At 58.2% G+C, this 25,065-nt stretch carries 20 protein-coding genes; all 20 read left to right on the top strand.

Annotated features, from left to right (window positions below; translation table 11 throughout):
* The first annotated feature begins 1 nt into the window (after position 1).
* The 20 genes from ACFER_RS05345 (at position 2) to hflX (ending at position 25,040) form a co-directional block, all read left to right on the top strand.
* On the top strand, positions 2-1,924 hold the full coding sequence (locus ACFER_RS05345; protein WP_012938392.1) for a PTS fructose transporter subunit IIABC: 1,923 nt from the start codon (positions 2-4) through the stop codon (positions 1,922-1,924).
* Positions 1,925-2,013: 89 nt separating this feature from the next.
* The gene (locus tag ACFER_RS05340; RefSeq protein ID WP_012938391.1) at positions 2,014-2,649 is read left to right on the top strand and encodes a prepilin peptidase; all 636 of its coding nucleotides are present in this window, start codon (positions 2,014-2,016) and stop codon (positions 2,647-2,649) included.
* A gap of 39 nt (positions 2,650-2,688) precedes the next feature.
* Positions 2,689-4,029, top strand: coding sequence for a pilus assembly protein TadG-related protein (locus ACFER_RS05335; protein ID WP_012938390.1), 1,341 nt, complete (start codon positions 2,689-2,691; stop codon positions 4,027-4,029).
* A gap of 66 nt (positions 4,030-4,095) precedes the next feature.
* A complete protein-coding gene (locus ACFER_RS05330; RefSeq protein WP_012938389.1) occupies positions 4,096-5,025 on the top strand; it encodes a LysR family transcriptional regulator in 930 nt (309 codons plus the stop codon).
* Positions 5,026-5,165: 140 nt separating this feature from the next.
* Positions 5,166-6,380, top strand: a complete 1,215-nt coding sequence (locus ACFER_RS05325; protein ID WP_012938388.1) for an MFS transporter — start codon at positions 5,166-5,168, stop codon at positions 6,378-6,380.
* Between the two features lie 211 nt (positions 6,381-6,591).
* Complete coding sequence (locus ACFER_RS11650) at positions 6,592-7,020, top strand: hypothetical protein (RefSeq protein ID WP_222831722.1); 429 nt, start codon at positions 6,592-6,594, stop codon at positions 7,018-7,020.
* A 20-nt stretch (positions 7,021-7,040) separates the two neighbouring features.
* Complete coding sequence (locus tag ACFER_RS11555) at positions 7,041-7,196, top strand: hypothetical protein (RefSeq protein ID WP_012938386.1); 156 nt, start codon at positions 7,041-7,043, stop codon at positions 7,194-7,196.
* A gap of 110 nt (positions 7,197-7,306) precedes the next feature.
* On the top strand, positions 7,307-8,140 hold the full coding sequence (locus ACFER_RS05315) for a PHP domain-containing protein (protein ID WP_012938385.1): 834 nt from the start codon (positions 7,307-7,309) through the stop codon (positions 8,138-8,140).
* A 21-nt stretch (positions 8,141-8,161) separates the two neighbouring features.
* Positions 8,162-9,058 (top strand): Asp23/Gls24 family envelope stress response protein, encoded by an 897-nt coding sequence (locus tag ACFER_RS05310; protein ID WP_012938384.1) that lies wholly within the window; start codon positions 8,162-8,164, stop codon positions 9,056-9,058.
* On the top strand, positions 9,055-10,008 hold the full coding sequence (locus ACFER_RS05305) for a ribonuclease HIII (protein WP_012938383.1): 954 nt from the start codon (positions 9,055-9,057) through the stop codon (positions 10,006-10,008). The genes ACFER_RS05310 and ACFER_RS05305 overlap by 4 nt, the downstream gene beginning before the upstream one ends.
* Positions 10,009-10,131: 123 nt before the next feature.
* On the top strand, positions 10,132-11,136 hold the full coding sequence (locus ACFER_RS05300) for a lysylphosphatidylglycerol synthase transmembrane domain-containing protein (protein WP_012938382.1): 1,005 nt from the start codon (positions 10,132-10,134) through the stop codon (positions 11,134-11,136).
* Positions 11,133-12,050 (top strand): NAD-dependent epimerase/dehydratase family protein, encoded by a 918-nt coding sequence (locus ACFER_RS05295; protein ID WP_012938381.1) that lies wholly within the window; start codon positions 11,133-11,135, stop codon positions 12,048-12,050. Before ACFER_RS05300 ends, ACFER_RS05295 begins: the two co-directional genes overlap by 4 nt.
* 28 nt (positions 12,051-12,078) lie before the next feature.
* Positions 12,079-13,056 carry a TAXI family TRAP transporter solute-binding subunit gene (locus ACFER_RS05290; RefSeq protein WP_012938380.1) on the top strand — a complete coding sequence of 326 codons (978 nt, stop codon included), beginning with the start codon at positions 12,079-12,081 and terminating at the stop codon, positions 13,054-13,056.
* Positions 13,057-13,276: 220 nt separating this feature from the next.
* Complete coding sequence (locus ACFER_RS05285) at positions 13,277-14,953, top strand: ribonuclease J (RefSeq protein ID WP_012938379.1); 1,677 nt, start codon at positions 13,277-13,279, stop codon at positions 14,951-14,953.
* Between the two features lie 34 nt (positions 14,954-14,987).
* Complete coding sequence (locus ACFER_RS05280) at positions 14,988-17,309, top strand: FtsK/SpoIIIE family DNA translocase (RefSeq protein WP_012938378.1); 2,322 nt, start codon at positions 14,988-14,990, stop codon at positions 17,307-17,309.
* Between the two features lie 45 nt (positions 17,310-17,354).
* On the top strand, positions 17,355-18,866 hold the full coding sequence (locus ACFER_RS05275) for a helix-turn-helix domain-containing protein (protein ID WP_012938377.1): 1,512 nt from the start codon (positions 17,355-17,357) through the stop codon (positions 18,864-18,866).
* 95 nt (positions 18,867-18,961) lie between these two features.
* Positions 18,962-20,290 (top strand): 30S ribosomal protein S12 methylthiotransferase RimO, encoded by a 1,329-nt coding sequence (gene rimO / locus ACFER_RS05270; RefSeq protein WP_012938376.1) that lies wholly within the window; start codon positions 18,962-18,964, stop codon positions 20,288-20,290.
* Between the two features lie 5 nt (positions 20,291-20,295).
* A complete protein-coding gene (locus tag ACFER_RS05265; protein ID WP_012938375.1) occupies positions 20,296-21,540 on the top strand; it encodes a competence/damage-inducible protein A in 1,245 nt (414 codons plus the stop codon).
* 31 nt (positions 21,541-21,571) lie between these two features.
* Positions 21,572-23,206, top strand: a complete 1,635-nt coding sequence (locus tag ACFER_RS05260) for a DEAD/DEAH box helicase (RefSeq protein WP_012938374.1) — start codon at positions 21,572-21,574, stop codon at positions 23,204-23,206.
* A gap of 19 nt (positions 23,207-23,225) precedes the next feature.
* Complete coding sequence (gene hflX / locus ACFER_RS05255) at positions 23,226-25,040, top strand: GTPase HflX (protein ID WP_012938373.1); 1,815 nt, start codon at positions 23,226-23,228, stop codon at positions 25,038-25,040.
* Positions 25,041-25,065: the final 25 nt, after the last annotated feature.

Genomic DNA, 25,065 nt, shown 5'->3' with positions numbered 1-25,065 from the left:
CATGCAGATCACAGATCTACTGAAACGGGAAAGTGTGGAACTGAACGGTTCCGCCGGCAGCAAGGCGGAAGCACTGGACAAACTGATCCAGCTCATGGTGAAACAGGGGAACATCGCCGATCCGGAAGAATACCGGAAAAAGGTCTTTGCCCGGGAAGAAGAAGGCAGCACCGGGGTGGGCGAAGGGGTGGCCATCCCCCATGCCAAGACGGCAGCCGTCACCCGTCCGGGCCTGGCCTTTATGCGCTGCACCGACGGGGTGGAATTCGATTCCCTGGACGGCCAGCCGGCCAGGCTGTTCTTCCTGATCGCCGCACCGGATACCAGGGACAATGTGCACCTGGATGTGCTCAGCCGCCTCTCCACCCTGCTCATGGATCCGGATTTCATCGACGGGATCATGGCCGTGGACAGTGTGGATGGGCTGTATGACCTGATCGGCAAAGCGGAAAAAGAGAAGTTCCCGGAAGAATCCGGGGAAGATCAGCCCGCAGAAGAAGCCACTCCTGCACCGGAAGCCGCTCCCCAAGGGTACCAGGTGCTGGCGGTCACCGCCTGCCCCACCGGCATCGCCCACACCTATATGGCGGCGGAAAGCCTGGAACAGCACGCCTCCCGCCGGGGCATTTCCATCAAGGTGGAAACCAACGGTCAGAGCGGGGTGAAGAATGCCCTGACGGCGGAAGACATTGCCGGTGCCACCGGGATCATCGTGGCGGCGGATAAGTACGTGCCCATGAACCGGTTCAAAGGCAAACCGGTGGTGATCGTGAAAGTGGCCGACGGCATCAACAAGGCGGACCAGCTGCTGGATGAAGCCCTCAGCGGCCAGGCACCCATCTACCAGGGCGAAGCCGGTGGGGAAGCTGCCGGAGAAGCGGTGGCGGAAGAAAGCGGCGCCCGGAAAGCCTACAAGCATCTGATGAACGGGGTTTCCCACATGCTGCCCTTCGTCATCGGCGGGGGCATCCTGATCGCCCTGGCCTTCCTGTTCGATATGGGAGCTGCCGGTACCGCCCAGTTCGGTTCCAGCACTCCCCTGGCCGCCTTCTTCAAGAACGTGGGCGGGCTGGCCTTCAGCTTCATGATGCCCATGCTGGCCGGGTTCATTGCCGCCAGTATCGCCGACCGTCCCGGGCTCCTGGCCGGGTTCGTGGCCGGGGCCATGGCTTCTGCCGGGGGCAGCGGATTCTTCGGGGCCCTGGTGGGAGGCTTTGCCGCCGGGTATCTGATCCTGGCCCTGAAAAAAGCCCTGTCCTTCCTGCCCGAATCCCTGGAAAACCTGAAACCCATCCTGCTGTATCCTGTACTGGGACTGATGATCATGGGGGCCCTGATGGTGGTTCTCATCAACCCGGTGATGGGGGCTGTGAATCACTGGGTCAATGACGGGCTCACCGCCATGAGCGGCGGCAGCAAGGTGCTCCTGGGCCTGGTGCTGGGGGGCATGATGAGTATCGACTTCGGCGGGCCCCTCAACAAGGCGGCCTATGTGTTCGGGACCGCGTCCCTGGCCGGGGCGGATGGCCAGGCCGTATCCTCTCCCTTTATGGCATCCGTGATGATCGGGGGCATGGTGCCGCCCCTGGCCATTGCCGTGGCCTGCCGGCTGTTCCCCAAAAAGTTCACGGAACAGGAACGGAACTCTTCCGTGACCAACTTCGTCATGGGGCTCAGCTTCATTACCGAAGGGGCCATCCCCTTTGCGGCGGAAGATCCTTCCCGGGTGATCCCCGCCTGTGCCATCGGGTCTGCGGTGGCCGGGGCCCTGTCCATGGTGTTCGGCTGCACCATCCCGGCTCCTCACGGCGGCATCTTCGTGTTCGGTGTGGTCCACAACTGGCCCATGTACCTGGCCGCCCTGGCCGTTGGAACGGCCGTAGGCGCCGTGCTGCTGGGTGTGTTGAAGAAGAACAGGGAATGAAAAAGAGGGGTGTGAAATTTTTCACACCCCCTTTTTGTCAGCTGACTGAATTTCCTGTATAATAGAACCAAAAGGAGCGTACCTCTGCCATGACATTTTTTCCTGTGATCCTGCTGCTCCTGGCTGCGTTGGGGGTAGCCTGGGGCGGGTCTTTCTGGATCGACCGGCTTTATGACCGGAACCGGCCCATCCTTACTTTCCCCGACGCCACAGCCTCCCGCAGCCGGTGGCGGAAACCCCTGCTGGGTCTGGGCTTTTTCGGCTGCGGATTCCGGCTGCTCCAGATGACCTCCGGCCTGCCCCTGGTGCTGATGCTGGTGTTCACCGCCTTCCTCCTGTGGATGACCGCCACGGATTTTGAGCAGTACTGCCTGTTCGATACCATGATGCTTCCCTTTGCCCTGGGCGCCCTGGTGATGCTGGCCCGGTACCCGGATATGCTGGTGAGCCACCTTTTGGCCGGCCTGGCCGGGGGCGTGGTGTTCCTGGCGGTGGGGCTCCTGTCCCGGGGGGCACTGGGCGGGGGAGACATCAAACTGCTGGCCGCCCTGGGCCTGTGGATGGGGCCCCGGCTGGTGTTTGTGGCTGCCGCCGGTACTGTTTTAGGGGGAGCGGCGGCCCTGGTGCTGCTCCTCACCGGGCAGAAAAGCCGGAAAAGCGCTTTTGCCTACGGACCGTATTTTACCCTTACCGCCCTGGCCCTGATGCTGGTCCGGGGATTGTAAGAAACCTGTTATCTGCTGTTTGAAGGAGGCGGCTTCGTCATGATGAGTCTGCATAAAGAACGGAAACAGAAAGGGGCCTTCCTGGTGCTTTTCGCCGTCCTGCTGCCGGTGTTCCTGCTGCTGGTGGCCCTGGTCAGCGAAATCGGCCGGATCTGGGCCTACCACACCAAGCTCCAGAACGCTGCTGACGCCGCCGCCCTGGCCGGAGCCGCCAATTTCGTCAACGGGGATACCATCGATGCCCATCCCAATGCCGATACCTTCGCCGCCCGGTACGTGGCCGCCAACCTGGGCCACAACCTGACCAGCAGCCCCAACCTCCAGCAGTTCGAGGCCGAAACCAAAGCCGCCTCCGGCAGCGAAGGAGAAAAAGCCTACTACCGGGTCCATCTGGAAGAAGAGATCCCCCTGATCCAGGCCACCGCCGCCTGGCTCCACCGGCCCACATTCCTGGTAAAGGCCACCGCTGTGGCGCTGATCGGGAAGGAAGGGACCAGTGGAGGGGGAGATGGAAAGAAACTGGGGAAAATGATCAGTATTGGATTGGAATTCGCAGGTTCTGTAAATGAAGCCAATAATGCGGCTATATACGGAAGTGTCTTTGATGGTGATGTTGCGATTTGGAATCGACAAACCTATGAGCGAATGATGCAGACTGAGAAGGATTCCAAATATTTTATGAAAGAGGCAAAGGATCGTTATTTGACCAGAGAACAGGCAATCGCAGCAGGCTTATATAAAGAACCCCTATGGGCAGGGAATGAGTATCCAGGATTGGATACTCAGGCCTTGATGAATCAGCGAAATGCCATCATTGCTGAAGATGCGGAATCTGTAAAAAAAATATTTGACAATGCCAACAACGTTGTTGTAAAAAATGACCGGCAAACCTATAATTTGCCACAAGATACTGGCTCAGACAGTAGGTATTATAAATTGACCTCCAGCGACAGCAATAATTTTACGATTAACTTGTATAATTTTGGCGGCAATCAGGATGAACCGGTTTATATTTATATTCCCAATGATTACCCATCCATAGAAATACAACTGCAGGAAGATATTGTTCGACCGATCATATTTTGTTATTTTGGGAAATACCCAAATAACCCGTGGTATATGCCTTCTGATACCAGAACAACAATTCGATTCGTGGGCAATTATCACAGCTTTAGAGGAAGTATTTACACACCAACGGCAAAAATAGAACCTTTCAATTATGAATATGGTAATTTCACAGGATCTCTTTATGCTGATAAAATTCAGTTCAATTCGAATCACGCCAATTTCAAGTTTGAGGAGTTCTCTCTTCCCGGTGGTAGCGGCGGAAGCGGCTCCCCGGCTGTCAAGCCCCGGCTGGTGGACAACAGCCTGTGGTGAGAAAAACAGTGAAGAGTGCAGACTGCTATAATAGATACCATCCTATACTACAACGGAGAGATTACCATGCCAGGAGAATTGCCGACCATTGCACAGCTGGAATGCTTCATTATATATGGACGGGTGGGGAACTTTGCCCGGGCAGCCCGGGAGGCCAACATTACCCAATCGGCCTTCAGCGCCCAGATCAAACACCTGGAGACCACCCTGGGGGTGACCCTGATCCACCGGTCCAAACGGGGGAGCCAGCTGACAGAAGAGGGGAAACTGTTCCTGGCCCGGATCACCGGCTGGATCGACGGGCTGCGGAAAATCGTCTACGACACCCGGGCCACCGCCGAAACAAAGCCCACGGAATTGAACGTGGGGATCCTCCGTTCTCTGGGAGACATCCATATGAACCGGCATATCGCCCATTTCCGACGGGATCTCCCTTCTCTGCGATTCAATGTACTGGACCTGCCCACCTACCAGATCCACCGGGCCCTGACAGAGGGACGGCTGGATGTGGTGTCCACCTATTTTGTGAAGGAGAGCCTGCCCCAGAAGGCCCGGCCCGGGGATTTCACCATTGTCCATTTCTGTACGGACAACCTGGTCTACTACGCGCCGCTGCTGAAACTGGAGGAAAGCCGCCTGACCCGGGAACGGATCCTCAGTTTTCCCCTGGTGCTGTATCCCACCAGTTATTACATGAACGAGATCTACCACCGGTACTTTGCCGGGTCTCCCATGGAACCGCTGATCTATGCCCGGCTTTCCACGCCCTATGCCATGATCCACTACTGTCAGGAAAACGAAGTGGGAGCACTGCTGCCGGAACGGCTGCTGAAGACCCTGGGGCTCCGGGAAGGGTGGCACCAGCTGGAGAAACCCCTCAAAGCCGGAGGATTCCTGATCTATCGGAAAAACAATCCCAAACGGCCTCTGATCGAAGCCTATGTGAACCAGGTGCTCTCCAGTTTCCATGGGAAAGAGCCGCCGGCCATCCAATAAAGGGGTACTTTACATGTTATCGTTTTTTGCGATAACATGCATCTTTTTTATCCGCTACAAAAAGGAGCGGCATCCTCGTATAATCAGGGTAGATACAAAGAACCGTAACCCTGTACAAAGAAAGGATGCTGATTTCTGTTATGGCTGCCAAACCTCGTCTGTGGACCAGAGGGTTCGTGCTGGACACCCTGGTCAATTTCCTGATCTACATCATCTATTATATGCTGATGGTCATCATTGCTTCCGAGGCCATCCATTCCCTGAATGCTTCCGTCAGCGAAGCGGGCCTGGCTTCCGGGCTGTTCGTGCTGGGGACCCTGGTGGCCCGTCTGTTCGCAGGCCGCTCGGTGGAACTGTACGGCCGGAAGAAGATGCTGTACGCCGGGATCCTGTTCTACCTGGTGACCACCTGCATGTACTTCCTGGTGGAATCCCTGCCCATGATGTACGGGGTGCGGCTGCTGAACGGGGTGGGCTACGGCATTGCCTCCACCGCCACCAGCACCATCGTGTCCGCCATGATCCCGGCCGAACGCCGGGGCGAGGGCATCAACTACTATGCCCTGAGCATGAGCCTGGCTGCGGCCATCGGACCGTTCATCGGCATGCTCCTGCAGCAGATGTTCCCCTTCAGCGTGATCATTATGTTCTCCATCGCCATGGTGCTGGTGTGCCTGGCCGCTGCTTTCGTGATGAAAGTGGACGAGATCCAGCTGACCGAAGAACATCGGGCTGCCCTGAAACAGCTGTCCCTGTCCAATTTCCTGGAACCCCGGGTGATGGGGATCTCCATCGTGGGCTTCTTCGTGGCAGTGTGTTATTCCAGCGTGCTGAGTTTCCTGGCCACCTATGCGGCTGAACTGCAGCTCATGACCGCCGGGACCCTGTTCTTCGTGGTCTATGCCCTGTCCATCACCCTGGCCCGCCCTGTGGCCGGCGTGATGTTCGACCGGAAAGGGGAGGACTTTGTGATGTATCCCACCTACGCCTGCCTGGCCATCGGGCTTCTGGTGCTGTCCATCACCACCCAGAGCTGGGAGATGCTCATGGCCGGTGTGTTCGTGGGCCTGGGGTACGGGACCTTCATGTCCAACGGACAGGCCATCTGCGTGAAGCTGGTGGAGGAAGTACGGATCGGGGTGGCGGTATCCACCTATTTCGTCATGCTGGACCTGGGGCTGGGGGTCGGTCCCTATATCCTGGGTGCCTTCAAGGAATCCCTGGGCTTCCAGGGCATCTACTCCGCCGTAGGCCTGGGGGCCATCGGCTGTGCAGCTCTGTACTGGCTGCTGTATGCTAGAAGACGCAGCAGCAGGGTAGAAGAGGAAGAAGCCGAAGAACTGGAAGAGGTGTAATAGGTAAAACGGAGACTGCAAAATTCGCAGTCTCCGACGTGTGACGAGCGAGTGAAAACTTTTTCACTCGCTCTATTTTTTTTGCACCACTCCCCGTGCACGCACCCCTTATACTACTTCCTTAGTAAGAAATACTATCCATGATTTAACTGGTAACGAATTAGTTTTGAATTACTCAAAGTATGAATTCAATAAACGGTCCGGAAAAGATGTGTACAGCTATGATTGCAAACCGGGGGAAGGCTCATTCCTGGATAATCTTCCGGATTTCGATCTGGAGGAACTGGTCATTTCCTACATTCAGCTGAAGGAAAACTATTATGTGCTTTCCAACTCCATTGCCAATCATTCTACAACTATCAAAATTGAATGTGAATTCATTTCCAGGGACCCGGCTAAAAAAGGACAACGTGCAGTTGTACAGGTTAAAGGAGGCAGAGACAAAAAGCTGAAGGCTGAAGATTTTAAGGAATTTACGGAAAAAGGGTGTTTGGTGTATTTGTATGCCCCTCATATCGAGAATCCGGAAAAGGATGAGCGGATCATCGTCATTACAAAAGAAGAACTGGAGCGATTTTATCAGGAGTACAAAGGGCTCCTGCCGGACTCCATTACCCAGTGGGAGAACCTGTTCCAATAATGTAAAAAGGAGTCCTTATCGTGTCTCACTTAGTGGACATCCAACCTTGGTTATTGATGCATCCGGGAAATGATGTGCTGGCGCCGGAAGAGATGAAAGCTGCCACAAAAATCATGGGGAAGTTACTCAGAGGATATATCGATTTCACAGGAGCTTTGATTGAATCCTACAGCTAGTGACTGTGGACTAGTGACTAATGACTGGGAAGGGGGGGAGTGAAAATATTTTCACTCCCCTTTTCCTTATGGTATAATCAAGGCATAAGAACTGACGAAGGAGAATTGCCATGCTGGCCGATTTACATATCCATACCACTTTTTCTGACGGCATCTACACACCGGAAAAAATCGTGGCCCAGGCCCGGGCTTCCGGGATCACGGCCATTGCCATTACGGACCACGACAACATCCAGGCCTACAACCGGGCAGCCCGGACCATCCATTTCCGCCATCTGGATCTGGAACTGATCCGGGGGGTGGAAATCGATACGGATTACAAGGGAAAGGATGTCCATGTGCTGGGCTACCATTTCGACCCGGATAACCAGCCCCTGCTCCAGGCCATGGCCTGGACCCGGGTGGGACGGATCGCCCGGATCCGGAAGATCGTGGAAAGAGTCAATGCCCTGGGATATCCCCTGACCTTTGCCGAGGTCCGGGAGGAAGCCAATGGTTCCAAAAGCCTGGGCCGGCCCCACATTGCCCGGGTGCTGGTGAAAAAGGGGCTGTTCTCCCATACCCAGGCGGTGTTCGATGCTCTGATCGCCAGCGGCCGTCCTGCCTACTGCCGGCAGGTGAAGCTGTCTCCCAAAGAGGCGGTGGACCTGCTCCATGGGGCCGGGGGCATTGCGGTACTGGCCCATCCGGCGGAAATCGAAGACCCGGCCCTGGTGGAAGAACTGCTGGATACGGTGCCTTTCGACGGGATGGAAGTGTGGCATCCTTCTGTGCTGAAGGAAAATCCCCGGCACGACTGGCTGAAGGTGGCCCGGGACCATGGCCTCCTGACCAGCGGCGGCAGCGATCTCCACGGCAATGCCGGCCGGTTTCCCCTCCATCTGGGGGAATTTCCCATTCCCTATGCCAGGGTGGAAGGGATCATCCGGGGAAAGAAAATCTGACGGAAAAAGCAGGTGCATACCATGAAAGTCGTAGCTTTTGTTGGCCCCAGCGGTACCGGAAAAAGCTTCCGGGCCATCGGGGTCGCCCATGACCATCACTGCGACGGCATCATCGATGACGGTCTCCTGATCGAAGGGACCAAAATCCTGGCCGGGACCAGTGCCAAAACGGAACAGAACAAGGTCCAGGCGGTGAAACGGGCCATCTTTATGGAAAAGGACCATTGCCGGGAAGTCCGTTCCGCCCTGGCCGGCAGCGATATCCAGACCCTGCTGGTGATCGGCACTTCGGACAAGATGGTGGGGACCATCTGCAAACGGCTCCAGATCCCGGCGCCTTCGGAAACGGTGTACATCCAGGATGTTTCCACCACCCGGGAGATGAAAAAGGCCCGGGAGACCCGGATCAAGGAAGGCAAGCATGTGGTGCCGGTGCCCACCATCGAACTGAAGCCCCATCTTTCCGGGGTGCTGGTGGACCTGCCTCACCGGCTGTTTTCCCGGAACCGGAAGCACCAGGCCCTGCCGGAAAAATCCATTGTCCGGCCGGCTTTCAGCTATTACGGGAAGATCACCGTATCCGATTATGTGGTCAGCGACATTGTGCGGATCGTGGTGAAAAAGAACAAGGAAGTGGACCGGATCACCTCCATCAAGGTGCGCCGCCCTTCGGACACCAGCAAGGGCATGACCATCTATCTGGAGATCATCCTGTTCTTCGGGGCACCCATTTATGAAGTGGTGAAGAGTCTCCAGACCAGGATCAAACTGAAAGTGGAAGGCATGACCAGCATGCCGGTGAAAAATATCGATGTCTCCATCCGCAGCCTGACGGTGCGGCCCCCGGATCTGCCCAAACATCTCCAGGAAGCGGCAGCCGGCGGGGAAGGAGATGCAAAGGAGGAACCCGGGGCATGACCCCTTGTGATTTTGCGCAGTATGTACGCCAGGTGCGGGAAAAACTCCAGCAGCTGACGGAAGAACCGGTGGAAGAAAAGGAAATCAATTACGGCCGGCAGCTGAAGGTCCGGAAAGGACCGGATACGGTAAACCTGGCCCTGTACAACGGGAAAAAGGGCCTGAAGCAGGTGTGGAGCGGCAAAGTATCCCCTCTCCAGGACCAGTGCCGGAACGCCCTGGGGGAGGGGGACACTGCCTCTTCCGGGGCCATTTCTCCTGCCCTGGAACCGGGGGGAGTGACCCTGCTGGCGGGAAAACCAGGGTTTGACGGTCTCTGGTGCGGCAGCGACGAAAGCGGCAAGGGGGACTATTTCGGTCCTCTGGCCGTGGCGGCGGTGTGCCTGGACCTTGCTGCGGCCCGGCAGTATGCGGCCTGGGGCATTTGTGACAGCAAGGCCCTGACGGACGGAAAGATCCGCCTTCTGGCGGAAAAGATCCGGCAGACGGCCCGGGCCCATACGGTGCTGGTGCTGAAACCCCGGTTCTACAACCAGCGGTATGCCCAGCTGAAGGCCCGGAAACAAAACCTGAACCATCTTCTGGCCAGCGGCCACATCCATGCCCTGGGCCGGGTGATCCAGCAGGTGCCGGAGTGCCGTTTTGCCCTGGTGGACCAGTTTACCCGGCACAATGCCATCGCTTCCACCCTGGAGACGGGATTCCCGGGGCTGAAGGTGTACCAGCAGCCCAAAGGGGAAGCGGATATGGCGGTGGCGGCGGCGTCCATCCTGGCCCGGGATGCATTTGTGGAAGTCATGGACCAGCTCTCGGCACAGGCCGGCTTCCCGCTGCCCAAGGGGGGCGGGGACCAGGCCACGGCGGCGGCCCGGAAACTGGTCCGGGAGCAGGGAAAGGACGCCCTGGAACAATATGTGAAGCTCCATTTTGCCAACACAGGAAAGCTGTAAGACCGATTCACGATTTGTTTTATGTTTTTGTCCCGGTCCTATGGTATAATGTACAAAGATTGGTTTCAGCATTTACAGACTGAAGTTTTTTTCAAATACAACGATACTGGCAGGTCATATTCTATGAACAAAACCCTTCTGCGCATGCTGTGCGTGCTGTTTTTTGTGGTCATCCTCGTATCAGCAGGCGTTCTTTATTTTACTTTTGATGTACGGGCCCTGGTATATCTCACCACCTTCAAGTGGTACTATGCGCTGCTGGCGCTGGGTGTCCTTTCCGTGGGGCTCTTTTTTGATGCCACCCGGCTGATCACCCTCACCCGGCTTTCCGGGGAAAAAATGGACTATGCCCATATTTTCTACGCGGTGTTCAGCAACTATTTCCTGGCTCTCCTGACTCCCGGACAGGGAGGCGGGGGCATTGCCATGCTCATGTTCATGAAGCGGGCGGGCGTGCCGGTGGCCAAATCCACCCTGATCGTCATTGTCCGGACGGTGTTTTCCATCCTGTTCCTGTTTTTGATGATGCCCCTGGTGTTCTGGTTCGACCCGGAACTGGTGAGCTGGATGCCCACCAGCGTCATTGCCTTGGTCTGTGCCTTTTTCATCGGGGCTCCCTGGCTGCTCTGGCATCTGGTGATGGGGGGACGGCTGGAAAAATGGCTGGCCCGGTTCAGCCGCCGGTTCTCTCCCCGGGTCCAGGAGGCCATTTTCCTGGGCTACCGGGATTTCCAGCAGGCCATGTTCATGCTGAAGGACAACCCCCGGCAGGTGCTCCGGGCTTTTCTGGAATCGGGGATCAGCCTTTTGTTCATCTATTCGGTGGTGCCGGTGTTCATCAAAGCCTTCGGCATCGACCTGCCCCTGCACATTGTCATGGGGCGCATGTGCCTGATCAACCTGGTGCTGTATTTTACCCCCACACCCGGCGGCAGCGGCGTGGCGGAAGGGGGCTTCCTGGTGCTGTTCAATTCCCTGCTGCCCCCTGGGACGGCCGGGGTGCTGGCCATTTTGTGGCGTTTCTTCTGTGAATACATTCCTTTCACGATCGGCGCCGTGGTAACCATCAAATGCTTTGGTCTGGATATCCTGACCAAAATTCGGGATCGGAGGGATATGGATTCATGAGAAAGATTCTGGTAACGGGAGGGGCCGGGTTCATCGGCTCCCATGTGGTACCGGCGCTGTTGGGCCGGGGTGATTGTGAAGTGACGGTGCTGGACAACCTGTCCACGGGGAAACGGGCCTATGTGCCGGAAGGCGCCCGGTTCCGGCTGATGGACATCCGGTCCAGGGAACTGACGGATTTCCTGATGGAGGAAAAATTCCAGACGGTAATCCATCTGGCGGCCCAGACCCTGGTGCCCTATTCCATGGAGCATCCGGAAGCGGATGAGGACCTGAACGTGACGGGCCTGGTCCATGTGCTGGAAGGCTGCCGGAAAAGCGGCGTGGAACAGATCATCTTTTCTTCCAGTGCGGCCATCTACGGGGACAACCAGAACCTGCCCCTTCTGGAAACGGAAGTGCCGGCGCCCACTTCTTTCTATGGCCTGTCCAAAGCGGTGGGAGAGGATTACATCCGTCTGTACAGCCGGTGCTTCGGCTTAAAGCACATCATCTTCCGGTTCGCCAATGTGTACGGAGAACGGCAGGGGGAAACCGGCGAGGGCGGCGTGATCTCCGTCTTTGCCCGGAAGATTGCCCGGAAGGAACCGGTCACCGTGTTCGGAGACGGGAACCAGACCCGGGATTTCGTCTATGCCGGGGATATTGCCCGGGCCATGAGCCTGGGGGTGGGCTACGCAGGCTGTGCCACCCTGAATGTATCCACCAATGAGGAAGTTTCCCTGAACCAGCTGATCGGCACCATGGAAAAGATCCTGGGACATAAAATGGACGTCCATTACGGACCGGTGCGGCCGGGGGACATCTATGCCTCGGTGCTGAGCCACCAGGCGCTGGTGGAGACCCTGGGGATGAAGGAATACACGGATCTGGAAAAGGGCCTTGCAGGAACGCTGGCCTATTTCCAGAAATAACAGGAGCAGGGAGAACAAGGAGGGACTTATGAAGAAAATCATCCTTTCCGTTCTGGCCCTGCTCCTTTTCTGCCTGGCAGGATGCAAAGACCAGACGGGTACGGTTCCCCGGCGGAAAGCGCCGCCCAGGGAAATGGTGCTGGCGGCCGGGCAGACGGTGGGCGGTTACGGAAGCCTGGGAGGGGATCTGGTGAATCTGGTGAACCAGGATGGGAAACAGCCTCCTTTGAAGGCGGCGGATAGTACCGGCTCCCTGGCCAACCTGGAACTGCTGCGCCAGGAAAAAGCGGACCTGGCCCTGGTCCAGAGTGATGCGGCCTGGTATGCCCGGACCGGCACGGGGCCCTATGAAGGGCGCCCCATTGAAGACCTGGAACAGGTGGGGACCCTGATGCCGGAAACGGTCCAGATCATCACCTACGACCTGACCGGGATCCGGAGGCTCCAGGACCTGAAGGGAAAGACGGTTTCCGTGGGAGCCCCCGGCTCCGGTTCCGCCCTCAATGCCCGGCAGCTGCTGGAAGCGGCGGGGATTGCGGAAGACGATGTGCGGATCCAGTATCTTACGGTGGAAGATACGGTACGGGCCCTGAAGGAGGGGACGGTGGATGCGGCCATTCTGACCAGCTCCCTGCCTCATCCGGCCCTGAAGGATCTGGCCCGGCAGCGCCGTCTGGTGCTGGTCCCTGTGGAAGGGCAGGACCTGGACGACCTGGTGGCTGCCTATCCCCTGTACCAGCCGGTGACCATTCCCATGGGGACCTATCCCAACCAGACCCGCCCCTGTGCCAGTGTGGCTCTCCAGTGCCTTCTGGTGACCCGGCAGCGGGTGGACCAGGAACAAGTACGGAACTTCCTGGCCCGTATATGGCCCCATTGGCAGGAACTGAAGGCTGGCCATCCCGTCCTGCCAGTGGATCTGAAAAAACGGTTTTTCCAGGATCCGCTGCTGCCGTTGGCCCCCGGTGCCGAACAATTCCAGAAAGACAGCCAATCCGGTTCCTGAGCCTCACCCCAAAAGTTTATTTGCAAAACAGGCATCAAACCTGTATAATGTTGAACAAGAGACTAGTCCTATAGGGTCCGTCCGGTTCCAATCGTTCGGATTCGTAGGGGATACGGGAATTGAAAACATAGTTTCGAAAAGGGAGTATGGAACGCGAAGATACTCCAGTCTTTTGATATGCAAATTTTATCCTGACCAAAAATATTGAGGAGGTGTCCCTTTGAATAACAACAGCAAAGGACAACAAAAAAAATTATCCATCATTCCGCTGGGCGGTCTGGGGGAAATCGGCAAGAACATGACGGCATTCGTCTACGGCAATGACATGATCCTGGTGGATGCCGGGCTGGCATTCCCGGATGATGACATGCTGGGGATCGATCTGGTGATCCCGGATACCACGTTCCTGATGGAAAACAAGGACAAATTCAAAGCCATTTTCCTGACCCACGGCCATGAAGACCATATCGGTGCCCTGCCCTATGTGATGAAGGATTTCGACGTGCCGGTATATGGAACGCCCCTGACCCTGGGCATCCTGTCCGGCCGTCTGAAGGAAAACGGCGTTTCTGACAGCAAATGCAAAATGGTGAAACCGGGGGCTACGGTCCGGGCCGGCGCCTTCCGGGTGGAATTCATCCGGGTCAACCACAGCATTCCCGATGCGGTTGCTCTGGCCATCCATACCCCGGTCGGGGTAATCGTCCACACCGGTGACTACAAGTTCGACCAGACTCCGGTGGACGGACAGGTGACGGACTACGCCAAGCTGGCGGAAGTGGGCCGCAAAGGGGTCCTGCTGCTGATGAGCGATTCCACCAACATTGAACGGACCGGCTACACCCCCAGCGAAAAGAGCGTGGGCAAGACCCTGGATGAACAGTTCCGGCTGGCCCGGAACCGGGTGATCGTGGCCACCTTCTCCTCCAATGTACACCGGATCCAGCAGGTGATCGACGCTGCGGTGATGACCCGCCGGAAAGTGGCGGTCATTGGCCGGAGCATGGTGAACGTGGTGAACATTTCCATTGAAATGGGCTACCTGAAAGTGCCCCAGGGGGTACTGATCGACATCGATGAATGCCGGAACTACGCACCCCGGCAGATCGCCATCATCACCACCGGCAGCCAGGGCGAACCCATGAGTGCCCTGACCCGGATGAGCAACAGCGATCATCGGAAGGTCTCCATTATGCCCGGGGATACGGTGATCATTTCCGCCACCCCCATCCCTGGCAACGAAAAGGGTGTGGCCCGGACCATCGACAACCTGTACAAACAGGGCGCGGAGGTGATCTACGGACGGGAACAGGGCATCCATGTTTCCGGCCACGCCAGCCAGGAAGAAATCAAACTGATGCACCGTCTGGTCCATCCCAAGTTCTTCATGCCGGTCCACGGGGAATACCGTCATCTGGTGAAACACAAGAAACTGGCCATGCAGCTGGGGATGTCCAAGGACAATATCGTGATTGCGGAAAACGGGTCCGTGGTCGACCTGACCAGGGATTCCATCGGGATCTCCGGCAAAGTCACCGCCGGCCGGGTGCTGATCGACGGCCTGGGCGTGGGCGACGTGGGCAATGTGGTGCTCCGTGACCGCCGGCAGCTGTCCCAGGACGGGATCCTGATCGTGGTGGTGACCATCGACCACAGCACCTACCGGATTGCAGCCGGTCCGGATATCGTATCCCGGGGCTTTGTGTATGTCCGGGAATCCGAAGAACTGATGGAAGGGGCCCGGGACCGTGTGCTGAGCACCCTGGACAAATGCCATGAAAACAACATCACCGAATGGTCCGCACTGAAGAGTGCCGTCCGGGACAGCCTGGGCCGGTATCTGTTCGAAAAGACCAGACGGCGTCCCATGATCCTGCCTCTGATCATGGAAATCTGACACTCCAACAAAAAATCTTCAGGAAGGGAACAGCGTGGAAAAAAAAGAACGGACTCGCAGAAACAACAGGAAAATCGAATTCACCTTCAACCGGGAAGTCCTGGGCATCCTGCTGGCGGCTTTCGCCGGCATCATGCTCTGCGCCCTGGGGGGATTCCCCATGGGCAGCGCCGGGGCGTTCCTCCGGAAGGTCCTGACCTACGCCCTGGGGGTGGGAGCCTTTCTCTTCCCCCTGTACGTAATGGTGCTGGGGTTCGGTTACATCCTGAACCATGAACATCTGCGGTTTTCCAAAAAGTTCTTTACGCTCCTGCTGTTCCTTGTTTCTGTCCTGAGCCTGTGGCATATGTACAAGGTGCCGGAAGGCCATGAACTGATCCCTGAGTATCTGATGAACGGTGGTGGCCTCCTGGGAGGCACCATCGTGTTTGTTTTAACGAAAGTGGTGGGCCGCATCGGGGCGGTGATCGTCCTGGTGGCTTCTGCCCTGGTTTCCATGGTGCTGTCGGGGAAATTCTCCCTGCGCAGCCCGCTCCTTTCTGCCCAGGACGGGGTGAAGGAAGGGGCCGAGACCGTGGCCCAGAAATGGGAAGACTATCAGGAACGGCGGAAGAAGAACCATGATTCCTTCTATGACCAGGAAAAGGATGACGGTTCTTATGCCCGGAAGCCGGCGGCGGAAAAGAAACCCACCCTGGCAGAACGGCTGAAGGATAAAGTGACGGCCGCCGGGAACGCACCGCTTCTGAAATTCCAGAAGGATCAGGTGGGGTCCGGGGAACCGCCCCGGAAGTTCACCATCACCACGGCGGAGGATGCCCGGAGCCAGGAGGAACCCCAGTGGGAAGCTCCTGGAGCGGAAGCCCAGACCACCCGTCTGGAAAATGCGGAAACGGGAGAAGTGATCCCCTACGAATTCCCGCCCCTGGATCTGCTGAACCGGGACAAACCGGTGAACAAGAAGAACTTCCAGGCGGAGATCGAAACCCAGGGAGGGACCATCGAACAGACCCTCCACGATTTCGGGGTGAACGCCACCCTGGTGAATGTGACCAAAGGGCCGTCGGTGACCCGGTACGAACTGGAACCGGCTCCCGGGGTAAAGGTGAACAAGATCCAGAACCTGTCGGAAGACATTGCCCTGAAACTGGCGGTGTCCAGTGTCCGCATCGAGCCCATTCCGGGGAAGGCGGCCATCGGCATCGAAGTGCCGGCCAGGACTTCGGAGCCGGTATCCTTCCGCTCCATCGTGGATTGTCCGGAAGTGAAAAGCGCCAAGGGGAAACTGGCCATCGGCCTGGGGAAGGATATTTCCGGCCATGTGGTGGTGGCGGATCTGACCAAGATGCCCCATCTGCTGATTGCCGGATCCACCGGGTCCGGGAAAAGTGTGTGCATCAACACCATCATCTGCAGCCTGCTGTACAAGGCGGCACCGGATGAGGTGAAACTGATCCTGGTGGATCCCAAGGTGGTGGAACTGACCAACTACAACGGGATCCCCCATCTGCTGACGCCGGTGGTCACCGGGCCCAAACAGGCGGCTTCGGCCCTCCACTGGGCTGTGGTGGAAATGGAACGGCGGTACAGCCTGTTCGCCAAGACCCAGGTCCGGAAGATCGACGATTACAATGCCCAGGTGCAGCCGGGAGAAAAGCTGCCCTTCATTGTGGTGATCATCGACGAGTTGTCCGACCTGATGATGGTGGCGGCGGTGGACGTGGAAGATGCCATCCTGCGGCTGGCCCAGAAGGCCCGTGCCGCCGGGATCCATCTGATCCTGGCCACCCAGCGGCCGTCGGTGGACGTATTGACCGGGACCATTAAGGCCAATATCCCCTCCCGGATCGCCTTTGCCGTATCCAGCCAGATCGACAGCCGGACCATCCTGGATGCCAGCGGGGCGGAAAAGCTCCTGGGCCGGGGGGATATGCTGTTCTTCCCTACCGGGGCCAACAAACCCATCCGGGTCCAGGGCGCCTACATTGCGGATGACGAGCTGAACCGGGTGGTGGATTTCATCAAGGCGGAAGCCATCCCCACCTCCTATGCCAGCGAGGTGACCACCCAGAAGCTCAATGGGGCGGACAGCGAGAAAAAAGAGGAAGGCAGCGAGGAAGACGAACTGTTCCAGGATGCGGTGGAACTGGTCATGGCCACCCAGCAGGCATCGTCCTCCATGCTCCAGCGAAAGTTCCGGATCGGGTACACCCGGGCGGCACGGCTGGTGGATGCCATGGAGGAAAAGGGCATCATAGGACCGGCGGACGGCAGCAAGCCCAGGCCGCTGATCATGAGCCCCACCACCATCAAGGAAAAGTTCTTCACCAAAGGGCTGAAGCAGGAAGGGGATTGAGCCCGGCCTGTGCCCTGAAACCCCGTTTAGAAGTGAGGTCGTACGATGAAAAATAAAATTGGAACCTATTTACGGCAGCATCGGGAAGAAAATCATCTGACCCTGGAACAGGTTGCCGAACATACGGGCATCCGGGAACCCTACCTGGCGGCTCTGGAAGACGGCGATTTCCACAAGATTCCCGGGGATGTATTCATCCGGGGATTCCTCCGCAACTACGGAAACTATCTGGGACTGGACGGCAACGGACTGGTTGAGGCCTACCGGACCGGCAGTGAACCGGAAAAGATCCTGAAGACGGCGGAACACCTGGTGCCCGAACCGGAGCTGCCCAAAAGTTCCGATACCATGATCCTGGGACCGAAACCTTTTTCCGGAACCCGTGGGGACCAGTCCGCTGACCGGGCGGAGAAACCGGCCGCCGAAGCCGGGGACCATCAGCCGGAACCCTTTGACAAGGTCCAGGCCCTGAAGCAGATGGAGCCGGTGGGATTCGGCGGAAGCCGCCGGGCGGACCGGAAGGAGACGGCACCCCAGGACCCTGTAAAAGAATCCATGGATGCCACCCGGGTGATGAAACCGGTGAAACCGGCCCCGAAACCGGAACCGGTGCCGGAAAAACCGGACCCGGTGAAGGAAGCTTCCCAGCCGGCAGAAAAGAAACTGGAACCGGCAGCAGGAGAAAAACCGGCAGCCGCACCGGTGGAGAAGGCCGTCCCTGAGAAGAAATCCGGGGAGAAGACGCCGGAGCAGCCGGCCAAAGAGGAAGGGAAAGCTTCTGCCGGTGAGAAGGGAGCCGTACCGAAAGGGGCGGCAGCAGGAGCCGCAGCGGTGGCTGCCGCAGATGCCGGGGAAAAGAAGAAGCATGAGACACCCAGGGAAGCCCTGAAAAAGATGGAAACGACCCTGAACCGGGAAAACATGGAAGAAGCCCTGGACGCCAGCAAGGCCAAGATGGGCAGCTGGCTGGACCGGATCCGGGATTTCATCGATGAAAATCTCTATGAAACCGTGCCGGAAGATGAAGCCGGGGAAGAATACGGCGCCACCTCTGCCGGCAGCAGCAAGACGCCGGCTTTCAGCTTCAAGGTGTTCACGGGCGTGTTCGTGGCCTGTCTGGCGGTATTCACCGTGGTGATGGCTTACTTTGTGTTCGGGGGCAAGACCACGCCGGATCTGAAGGAGACCACCAGCATTTCTGACGGCGTGAAGTCGGACCATTCTTCGGAAAAAAGCGACAAGGACAAGAAAGAAGCCGAAGAAGTAAAGGAAAAACAGGAAGAGGCCACGGGAGATGAAAAGACCCTGGGCCAGGGCAACGGGGTTACCGTGGTGGTCACCTACAAGAAGCCCGTGTGGACCCAGACCACCATTGACGGCAAGCAGGTGGAAGCGGCCACCATCGCCAAAGGATCCACCCGCACCTACAAAGGCAGCAAAAGTGTCTCTGTGAACCTGGGCAGCATCCGGGATGTGGAAATCACTGTCAACGGGAAGAAAGTGCCCTATGGCTCCAAGGAATGGGGCGTAGTGACCCGTACGTTCAAAGCAAAATGATCTCTCCGGCTCAAAGCCCCTGGAACGGGGCCTGACCGGAGACTGTGGATAGGGGACAGCCGGCAGAACGGCAGTCCCGAAGGAAGGAGAACAAGTTGGAAATCGGAGTAGTCAGCCTTGGGTGTCCCAAGAACCTGGTGGATTCGGAAGTGATGATGGGCCTTATCAGAGAGCGCCAGTGGACCATTACCAATGACCCCACCCATGCGGATGTGATCATCGTCAACACCTGCGGCTTCATCGAAAGTGCCAAAACAGAGTCCATCAACACCATCCTCCAGATGGCGGAATACAAAAAGGATGACCCGCACCGGAAGCTGATCGTCACCGGCTGTCTGGGCCAGCGGTACGCGGATGAACTGTTTGCGGACCTGCCGGAAGTGGATGCCATCATCGGCACCGAATGCTATGACCAGATCGGGACGGTCATCGACCGGGTGGAAAAGGGGGAACGGTTCACCCTGCTGAAACCCCCGCAAAAATATACCCAGAAGGCCAGACGGGTGCTGACCACCCCCCAGTACACGGCTTATCTGAAGATTGCCGAAGGATGCAACAACCGGTGTTCCTACTGTGCCATCCCCAAGATCCGGGGGCCCTACCGGAGCCGTCCCTATGAGGAAGTCCTCCAGGAAGCCCGTGATCTGGTGAGCCAGGGCGTGCGGGAACTGATCCTGGTGGCCCAGGACACCACCCAGTACGGCATCGATCTGTACCACAAGCTGCGGCTGGCGGATCTGCTCCGGGATCTGAACACCATTCCCGACCTGAAATGGATCCGGATCCTGTACTGCTATCCGGATTCCTTCACCGACGAACTGATCGAGACCATGGCCCAGTGCGACAAGGTGTGCCATTATGTGGATCTGCCCCTCCAGCACGCCAGCAACAGCCTGCTCCACACCATGCACCGGCGGGATACACGGGAACAGGTGGAGGAACTGCTGGCCAAACTGCGGAAACGGATGCCGGATATCTGCCTGCGGACCACCTTCATCGTGGGCTTCCCGGGAGAAACCGACGGACAGTTCCAGGAGCTGCTGGATTTTGTCCGGAAGGAACGGTTCCAGTGCGCCGGGGTGTTCCCCTACAGCCAGGAAGACGGCACCGAAGCCGGGGCCATGCCCAACCAGATCCCGGACGAAGTGAAACAGGACCGGTACCATGCCCTGATGAGCCTCCAGGCGGAGATTTCCGAAGAAATCCAGCAGGAACGGGAAGGAAAGGTGCTGGAAGTGCTCATCGAAGGCAAGGATGAGGAAGATCCCAACCTGGCCCTGGGCCGCAGCTATGCGGAAGCCCCGGACATCGACGGGAAGATTTATGTGGAAGAAGCGGCGGATCTGAAGGCCGGAGACTTTGTGAAGGTCCGGATCAGCCAGGGCTTTACCTATGAAGCGGTGGGGCAGATCGTAAAGGAGTGATCCCAGTGAATGTTGAAGTCATCAATACAGGTACGGAACTGCTGCTGGGGGATATTGTGAACACCAGCTTCCAGTACCTGTCCCGGACCCTGAACGATGCGGGTTTCAATGTGCTGTACCAGACCACCATCGGGGACAACGGGGACCGGCTGCTGGAAGCCCTGTCCATTGCCCTGGAGCGGGCGGACATCATCATCACCACCGGGGGCCTGGGGCCCACCCGGGGAGACATCACCAAGGAAATGGTGGCCAGGAAACTCCATCTGCCCCTGGTGCCCAGCGCCTTCTGGCTGGATAAGCTGACCCGGTATTTTGCCGCCCGGCATGTGGTCATGACGGAAAACAACAAGAAACAGGCCATGATCCCGGAAGGGGCGGTGGTCTTCAACAATGATGTGGGAACGGCACCGGGAGTGGGTGTCTGGACCCCGGATCACAAACTGATCGTTATGCTGCCGGGCCCCCCGGCGGAAACCACCCATGTGTTCAGCCGGCAGGTGATGCCCTATCTGCGGAAGAGCTATGCGGCCCAGGGAATCATCCATTCCCGGGTGCTGCACCTCCGGGGACTGACGGAATCCATGGTGGCGGAAAAACTGGATGCCATCATCATGGCCCAGACCAACCCCACCATTGCCCTCTACGCCCGGAAAGGGGAAATCATCATCCGGATCACCGCCAAAAGCGACACCCTGGAAAAGGCGGAAGCCATGAACCGGGATGTGGAGGAAAAGATCCGGGCCATCCTGGGGTCCTATATCTACGGGGTGGATTACGAAACCCTGCCGGAAGCCCTGGGGAAACGGCTGAAGGAAAAAAATCTGACCATCGCCTTTGCCGAATCATGCACCGGGGGCCTGGCGTCCAGCCTGGTCACCGATATCCCCGGCAGTTCGGAATATCTCATGGGTTCGGTGGTCTCCTATACCAATGATGTGAAGCACCGGCTGCTGGGGGTGAAACAGGAAACCCTGGACACTTACACCGCCGTCAGCGAACAGACGGCCCGGGAAATGGCCCAGGGGATCCGGGAAAAGATCGGAACGGATCTGGGCATCAGCATCACCGGCATTGCCGGCCCCGGGGGCGGAACCCCCACCCAGCCTGTAGGTCTGGTGTACATCGGTGCAGCAGACAAAAACGGAACGAAAGTCCTGGAATGCCGGGTCAAGGCAGCCCGGACCACCATCAAACTCCGGGCGGCCATGAACGCACTGTCCCTGGCCATGGACCGGGTCAAAGAGCTGTAACGACAGCCTTTGTTTTTCATAAGGAGAAATCATGACAGAAATCAATAAAATGGAAAATACAACGGCGGAATCCAAGCCGGAAATCACGTCTTTCGAAGACCTGAACCTGGACCGGAAGATCCTGGCAGCCCTGAAGGAAATGGGCTTTGAAGAACCGTCCCCCATCCAGAAAGGCGCCATTCCCATGGCCCTGGAAGGGGAGGACCTGATCGGCCAGGCCCAGACCGGTACCGGCAAGACCGCGGCTTTCGGGATCCCCATCATCCAGAAGATCAATGAAAAGGACCGGCACATCCAGGCCCTGGTCATGAGCCCCACCCGGGAACTGTGCATCCAGGTGGCGGACGAAATCAGCAAGATCGGCAAGACCAAACGGATCCGGGTACTTCCGGTGTACGGCGGCCAGCCCATCGAACGGCAGATCCGCAGCCTGAAACGGGGCATCCAGGTGGTCATCGGGACTCCGGGCCGGCTGCTGGACCATATCCGCCGGGGCACCATCGACCTGGAATACGTGAACTTCCTGGTGCTGGATGAAGCCGATGAAATGCTGGATATGGGCTTTGTGGACGATATGGAAAACATCATCAAGAACGTTCCCCCGGAACGGCAGACCATGCTGTTTTCCGCCACCATGCCCCGGCCCATCCTGAGCATCAGCAAGAAATACATGCGGGCTCCCAAGGTGGTGGCCATCCACAAGGAAGTGGTGACGGCTCCCACCATCGACCAGTACTATTATGAAACCCGGGACAAAGTGGACGGCCTGTGCCGGATCCTGGACACCACCGACGACTGCAAGATGATCATCTTCTGCCGCACCAAAAAGGGTGTGGACGAACTGGTCATCGCCCTGGCCACCCGGGGCTACGAGGCGGAAGGCCTCCACGGGGACCTGAGCCAGAACCAGCGGGACCGGGTGATGAAGAAGTTCCGCAGCGGCCAGGTGGATATCCTGGTGGCTACCGATGTGGCGGCCAGAGGGCTGGATATCGACAACATCACCCATGTGGTGAACTTCGATGTGCCCAGTGACAGCGAAAGCTACGTGCACCGGATCGGCCGTACCGGCCGTGCCGGGAACACCGGTGTGGCCCTGACCTTCATCACTCCCCGGGAATTCCGTCAGCTGAAACTGATCGAACGGAGCATCAAGACCAAGATCATCCGGGGCACCCTGCCCACCGACGCCAGCGTACTGGAACGGCAGCGGGAACAGATCGTTTCCAAGATGCAGACCATCCTGGAACAGGATCGGTACCAGGATTATCTGCCCATTGTGGAAACCCTGGAAAAGGATTATGATGTGCAGGATATCGCCGCGGCAGCCCTGAAGTTCATGCAGGAAGGGGCCAAGGCCCTGGAAGAACCGGCGGAGGAAGAAAGCCTGCCGGATGCCCTGGCCAACACCGGTGCCAAACCGGGGATGGTCCGTCTGTTCGTGAACATCGGCCGTTCCAGCCGGGTCACCGTACGGGATATTGTCCAGAGCATTGCCATCGAAGCGGAAATCCCTGCCCGGAGCATCGGCCGGATCAGCATCTACGACAAATTCAGCTTTGTGGAAGTTCCCATGGAACATGCGGAAAAAGTTCTGGCCGTGATGCACCGGAACACCATCCGGGGCTGCCGGGTGAACATGGAACCTGCCAAAGCACGGGTATAATACCAAGAGGAGTTCTCCTATGACTCAAACGATCTACGGAAAGACGGAGGGCCTGAAAAAACAGGTCCTCACCCAGTTGGAAGGGATCTATGAGCTGAGAGCGGACGAGGGCCAACTGATCAGTCAGGAGTTGGCCCTTGTTTTGCGGGACCTTTCCGATGCCATCAACCGGGAAATCTCCCTTTACATCGACCGGAAGGGACGGGTGACCGCCGTTGCCGTGGGCAGCGACTGCCATGTGGAACTGCCCGGGACGGATTCCCGCCGGAGCCAGAACCGGCTTTGCGGGGTGGCCTGCATCCATACCCATCCTTCCGGGGCGCCCCGGCTCAGCGGGGTGGATCTTTCCGCCCTCCGGGACCTGCGGTTCGATGCCATGGCTGCCATGGCCTGGGAAACACCCCAGAGCGAACCTCTTCTCAGCTTCGGGATGATCACCGACCTGGATGAGGACCAGCAGCCGGTGCTCCAGGAATTCGGCCCCTTCAAGGTGAAGGATGTGGCTGCCATGCCTTTTGGGAACGTGGTCCACACTGTGGAAAAGATCCTGGCCAAACGGTCCCGGAACCACAATCTGGCGGAAGGGCCGGAACGGGCCATGCTGATTTCCCTGGCCTGGGGGGATACGGCCTCCCGCTGGAGCGCCCAGGATTCGGTGGAAGAACTGGCCCAGCTGGCGGAAACCGCCGGTGCGGAAGTGGTGGGCAAATTCGTCCAGTCCCGGCCCAAACCGGACCCGGTGTTCTTCATCGGCAAGGGAAAGGTCCAGGAAATGGCCCTCTTTGCCCAGCAGGAAGACATCGACCTGTGCATTTTTGACGATGAACTCTCCCCGGCCCAGCAGCGGAACCTGGAACGGGCCCTGGGGGTGCGGATCATCGACCGGACCGGGCTGATCCTGGATATTTTCGCCAAACGGGCCCGGACCAGCGAAGGGAAACTCCAGGTGGAACTGGCCCAGCTCCAGTACATGCTGCCCCGGATCATGGGCCAGGGCACCAGTCTCTCCCGTCTAGGGGGCGGCATCGGTACCCGGGGACCCGGGGAAACCAAGCTGGAAGTGGACCGGCGGCGGATCCGGGATCGGATCGCCTTCCTGGAAGACCAGATCCGCCGGATGAAGGGCAACCGGAAACAACAACAGCGGGCCCGGAACAAGAACGAAGTGAAGCAGGTGTGCCTGGTGGGGTATACCAACGCCGGGAAGAGCACCCTGCTGAATACCCTGACCCATTCGGACATCTATGCCCAGGATCAGCTGTTCGCCACCCTGGACCCCACCACCCGGCAGCTGGATCTGCCTGACGGCAGCAGCTGCACCCTGACGGACACCGTAGGGTTCATCCAGCGGCTGCCCCATCAGCTGGTGGCGGCCTTCAAATCCACCCTGGAAGTGGTGAAGGATGCGGACCTGCTGCTCCACGTGGTGGACAGCTCCCATGAACTGGCCCGGGAGCAGACGGAAGCCGTCTATCAGGTGCTCCAGGAACTGGGTGTCACTGATAAACCCATCCTGACCGTCTACAACAAAGTGGACCGGCTGAGCCAGCATGAAGGGTTGCGCCGTCGTCTGGAACAGGAAGACAACGCCCTGTGCATCTCCGCCCGTACCGGAGAAGGGGTCCCGGAACTGCTGGAGACCCTGGCCCGGCTCCTGGGCCAGGACCGGGTGGAAGCGGATCTGTGCATTCCCTACGGGGAAAGCCGGCTGGCCGCCCGGCTCCACGAGGAAGCCCAGGTGCTTTCGGAAGAATACGGGGAAACCGGCATCCTGATCCGGGCCAGAATGGACAAGGCCCTGGCCGACAGACTGGCGCCCTACATCCAGCCGTGAAAAAGTATGAATCAATTGAATAATT

This window comes from Acidaminococcus fermentans DSM 20731, from assembly GCF_000025305.1.
In the GTDB taxonomy this organism is placed as follows: Bacteria; Bacillota; Negativicutes; order Acidaminococcales; family Acidaminococcaceae; genus Acidaminococcus; species Acidaminococcus fermentans.
Note: the sequence above shows the minus strand (reverse complement) of the source record. Positions and strands in the feature narration are given on the sequence as shown.

Bases quoted from the DNA above. Each gene is read 5' to 3' on its own strand.
- ACFER_RS05335 (WP_012938390.1), top strand. From the start codon at position 2,689: ATGATGAGTCTGCATAAAGAACGGAAACAGAAAGGGGCCTTCCTGGTG.
- ACFER_RS05290 (WP_012938380.1), top strand. From the start codon at position 12,079: ATGAAGAAAATCATCCTTTCCGTTCTGGCCCTGCTCCTTTTCTGCCTG.
- hflX (WP_012938373.1), top strand. From the start codon at position 23,226: ATGACTCAAACGATCTACGGAAAGACGGAGGGCCTGAAAAAACAGGTC.
- ACFER_RS05275 (WP_012938377.1), top strand. From the start codon at position 17,355: ATGAAAAATAAAATTGGAACCTATTTACGGCAGCATCGGGAAGAAAAT.
- ACFER_RS05330 (WP_012938389.1), top strand. From the start codon at position 4,096: ATGCCAGGAGAATTGCCGACCATTGCACAGCTGGAATGCTTCATTATA.
- ACFER_RS05260 (WP_012938374.1), top strand. From the start codon at position 21,572: ATGACAGAAATCAATAAAATGGAAAATACAACGGCGGAATCCAAGCCG.
- ACFER_RS05345 (WP_012938392.1), top strand. From the start codon at position 2: ATGCAGATCACAGATCTACTGAAACGGGAAAGTGTGGAACTGAACGGT.
- ACFER_RS05325 (WP_012938388.1), top strand. From the start codon at position 5,166: ATGGCTGCCAAACCTCGTCTGTGGACCAGAGGGTTCGTGCTGGACACC.
- ACFER_RS05300 (WP_012938382.1), top strand. From the start codon at position 10,132: ATGAACAAAACCCTTCTGCGCATGCTGTGCGTGCTGTTTTTTGTGGTC.
- ACFER_RS05340 (WP_012938391.1), top strand. From the start codon at position 2,014: ATGACATTTTTTCCTGTGATCCTGCTGCTCCTGGCTGCGTTGGGGGTA.
- ACFER_RS05310 (WP_012938384.1), top strand. From the start codon at position 8,162: ATGAAAGTCGTAGCTTTTGTTGGCCCCAGCGGTACCGGAAAAAGCTTC.
- ACFER_RS05305 (WP_012938383.1), top strand. From the start codon at position 9,055: ATGACCCCTTGTGATTTTGCGCAGTATGTACGCCAGGTGCGGGAAAAA.
- ACFER_RS05315 (WP_012938385.1), top strand. From the start codon at position 7,307: ATGCTGGCCGATTTACATATCCATACCACTTTTTCTGACGGCATCTAC.
- ACFER_RS05295 (WP_012938381.1), top strand. From the start codon at position 11,133: ATGAGAAAGATTCTGGTAACGGGAGGGGCCGGGTTCATCGGCTCCCAT.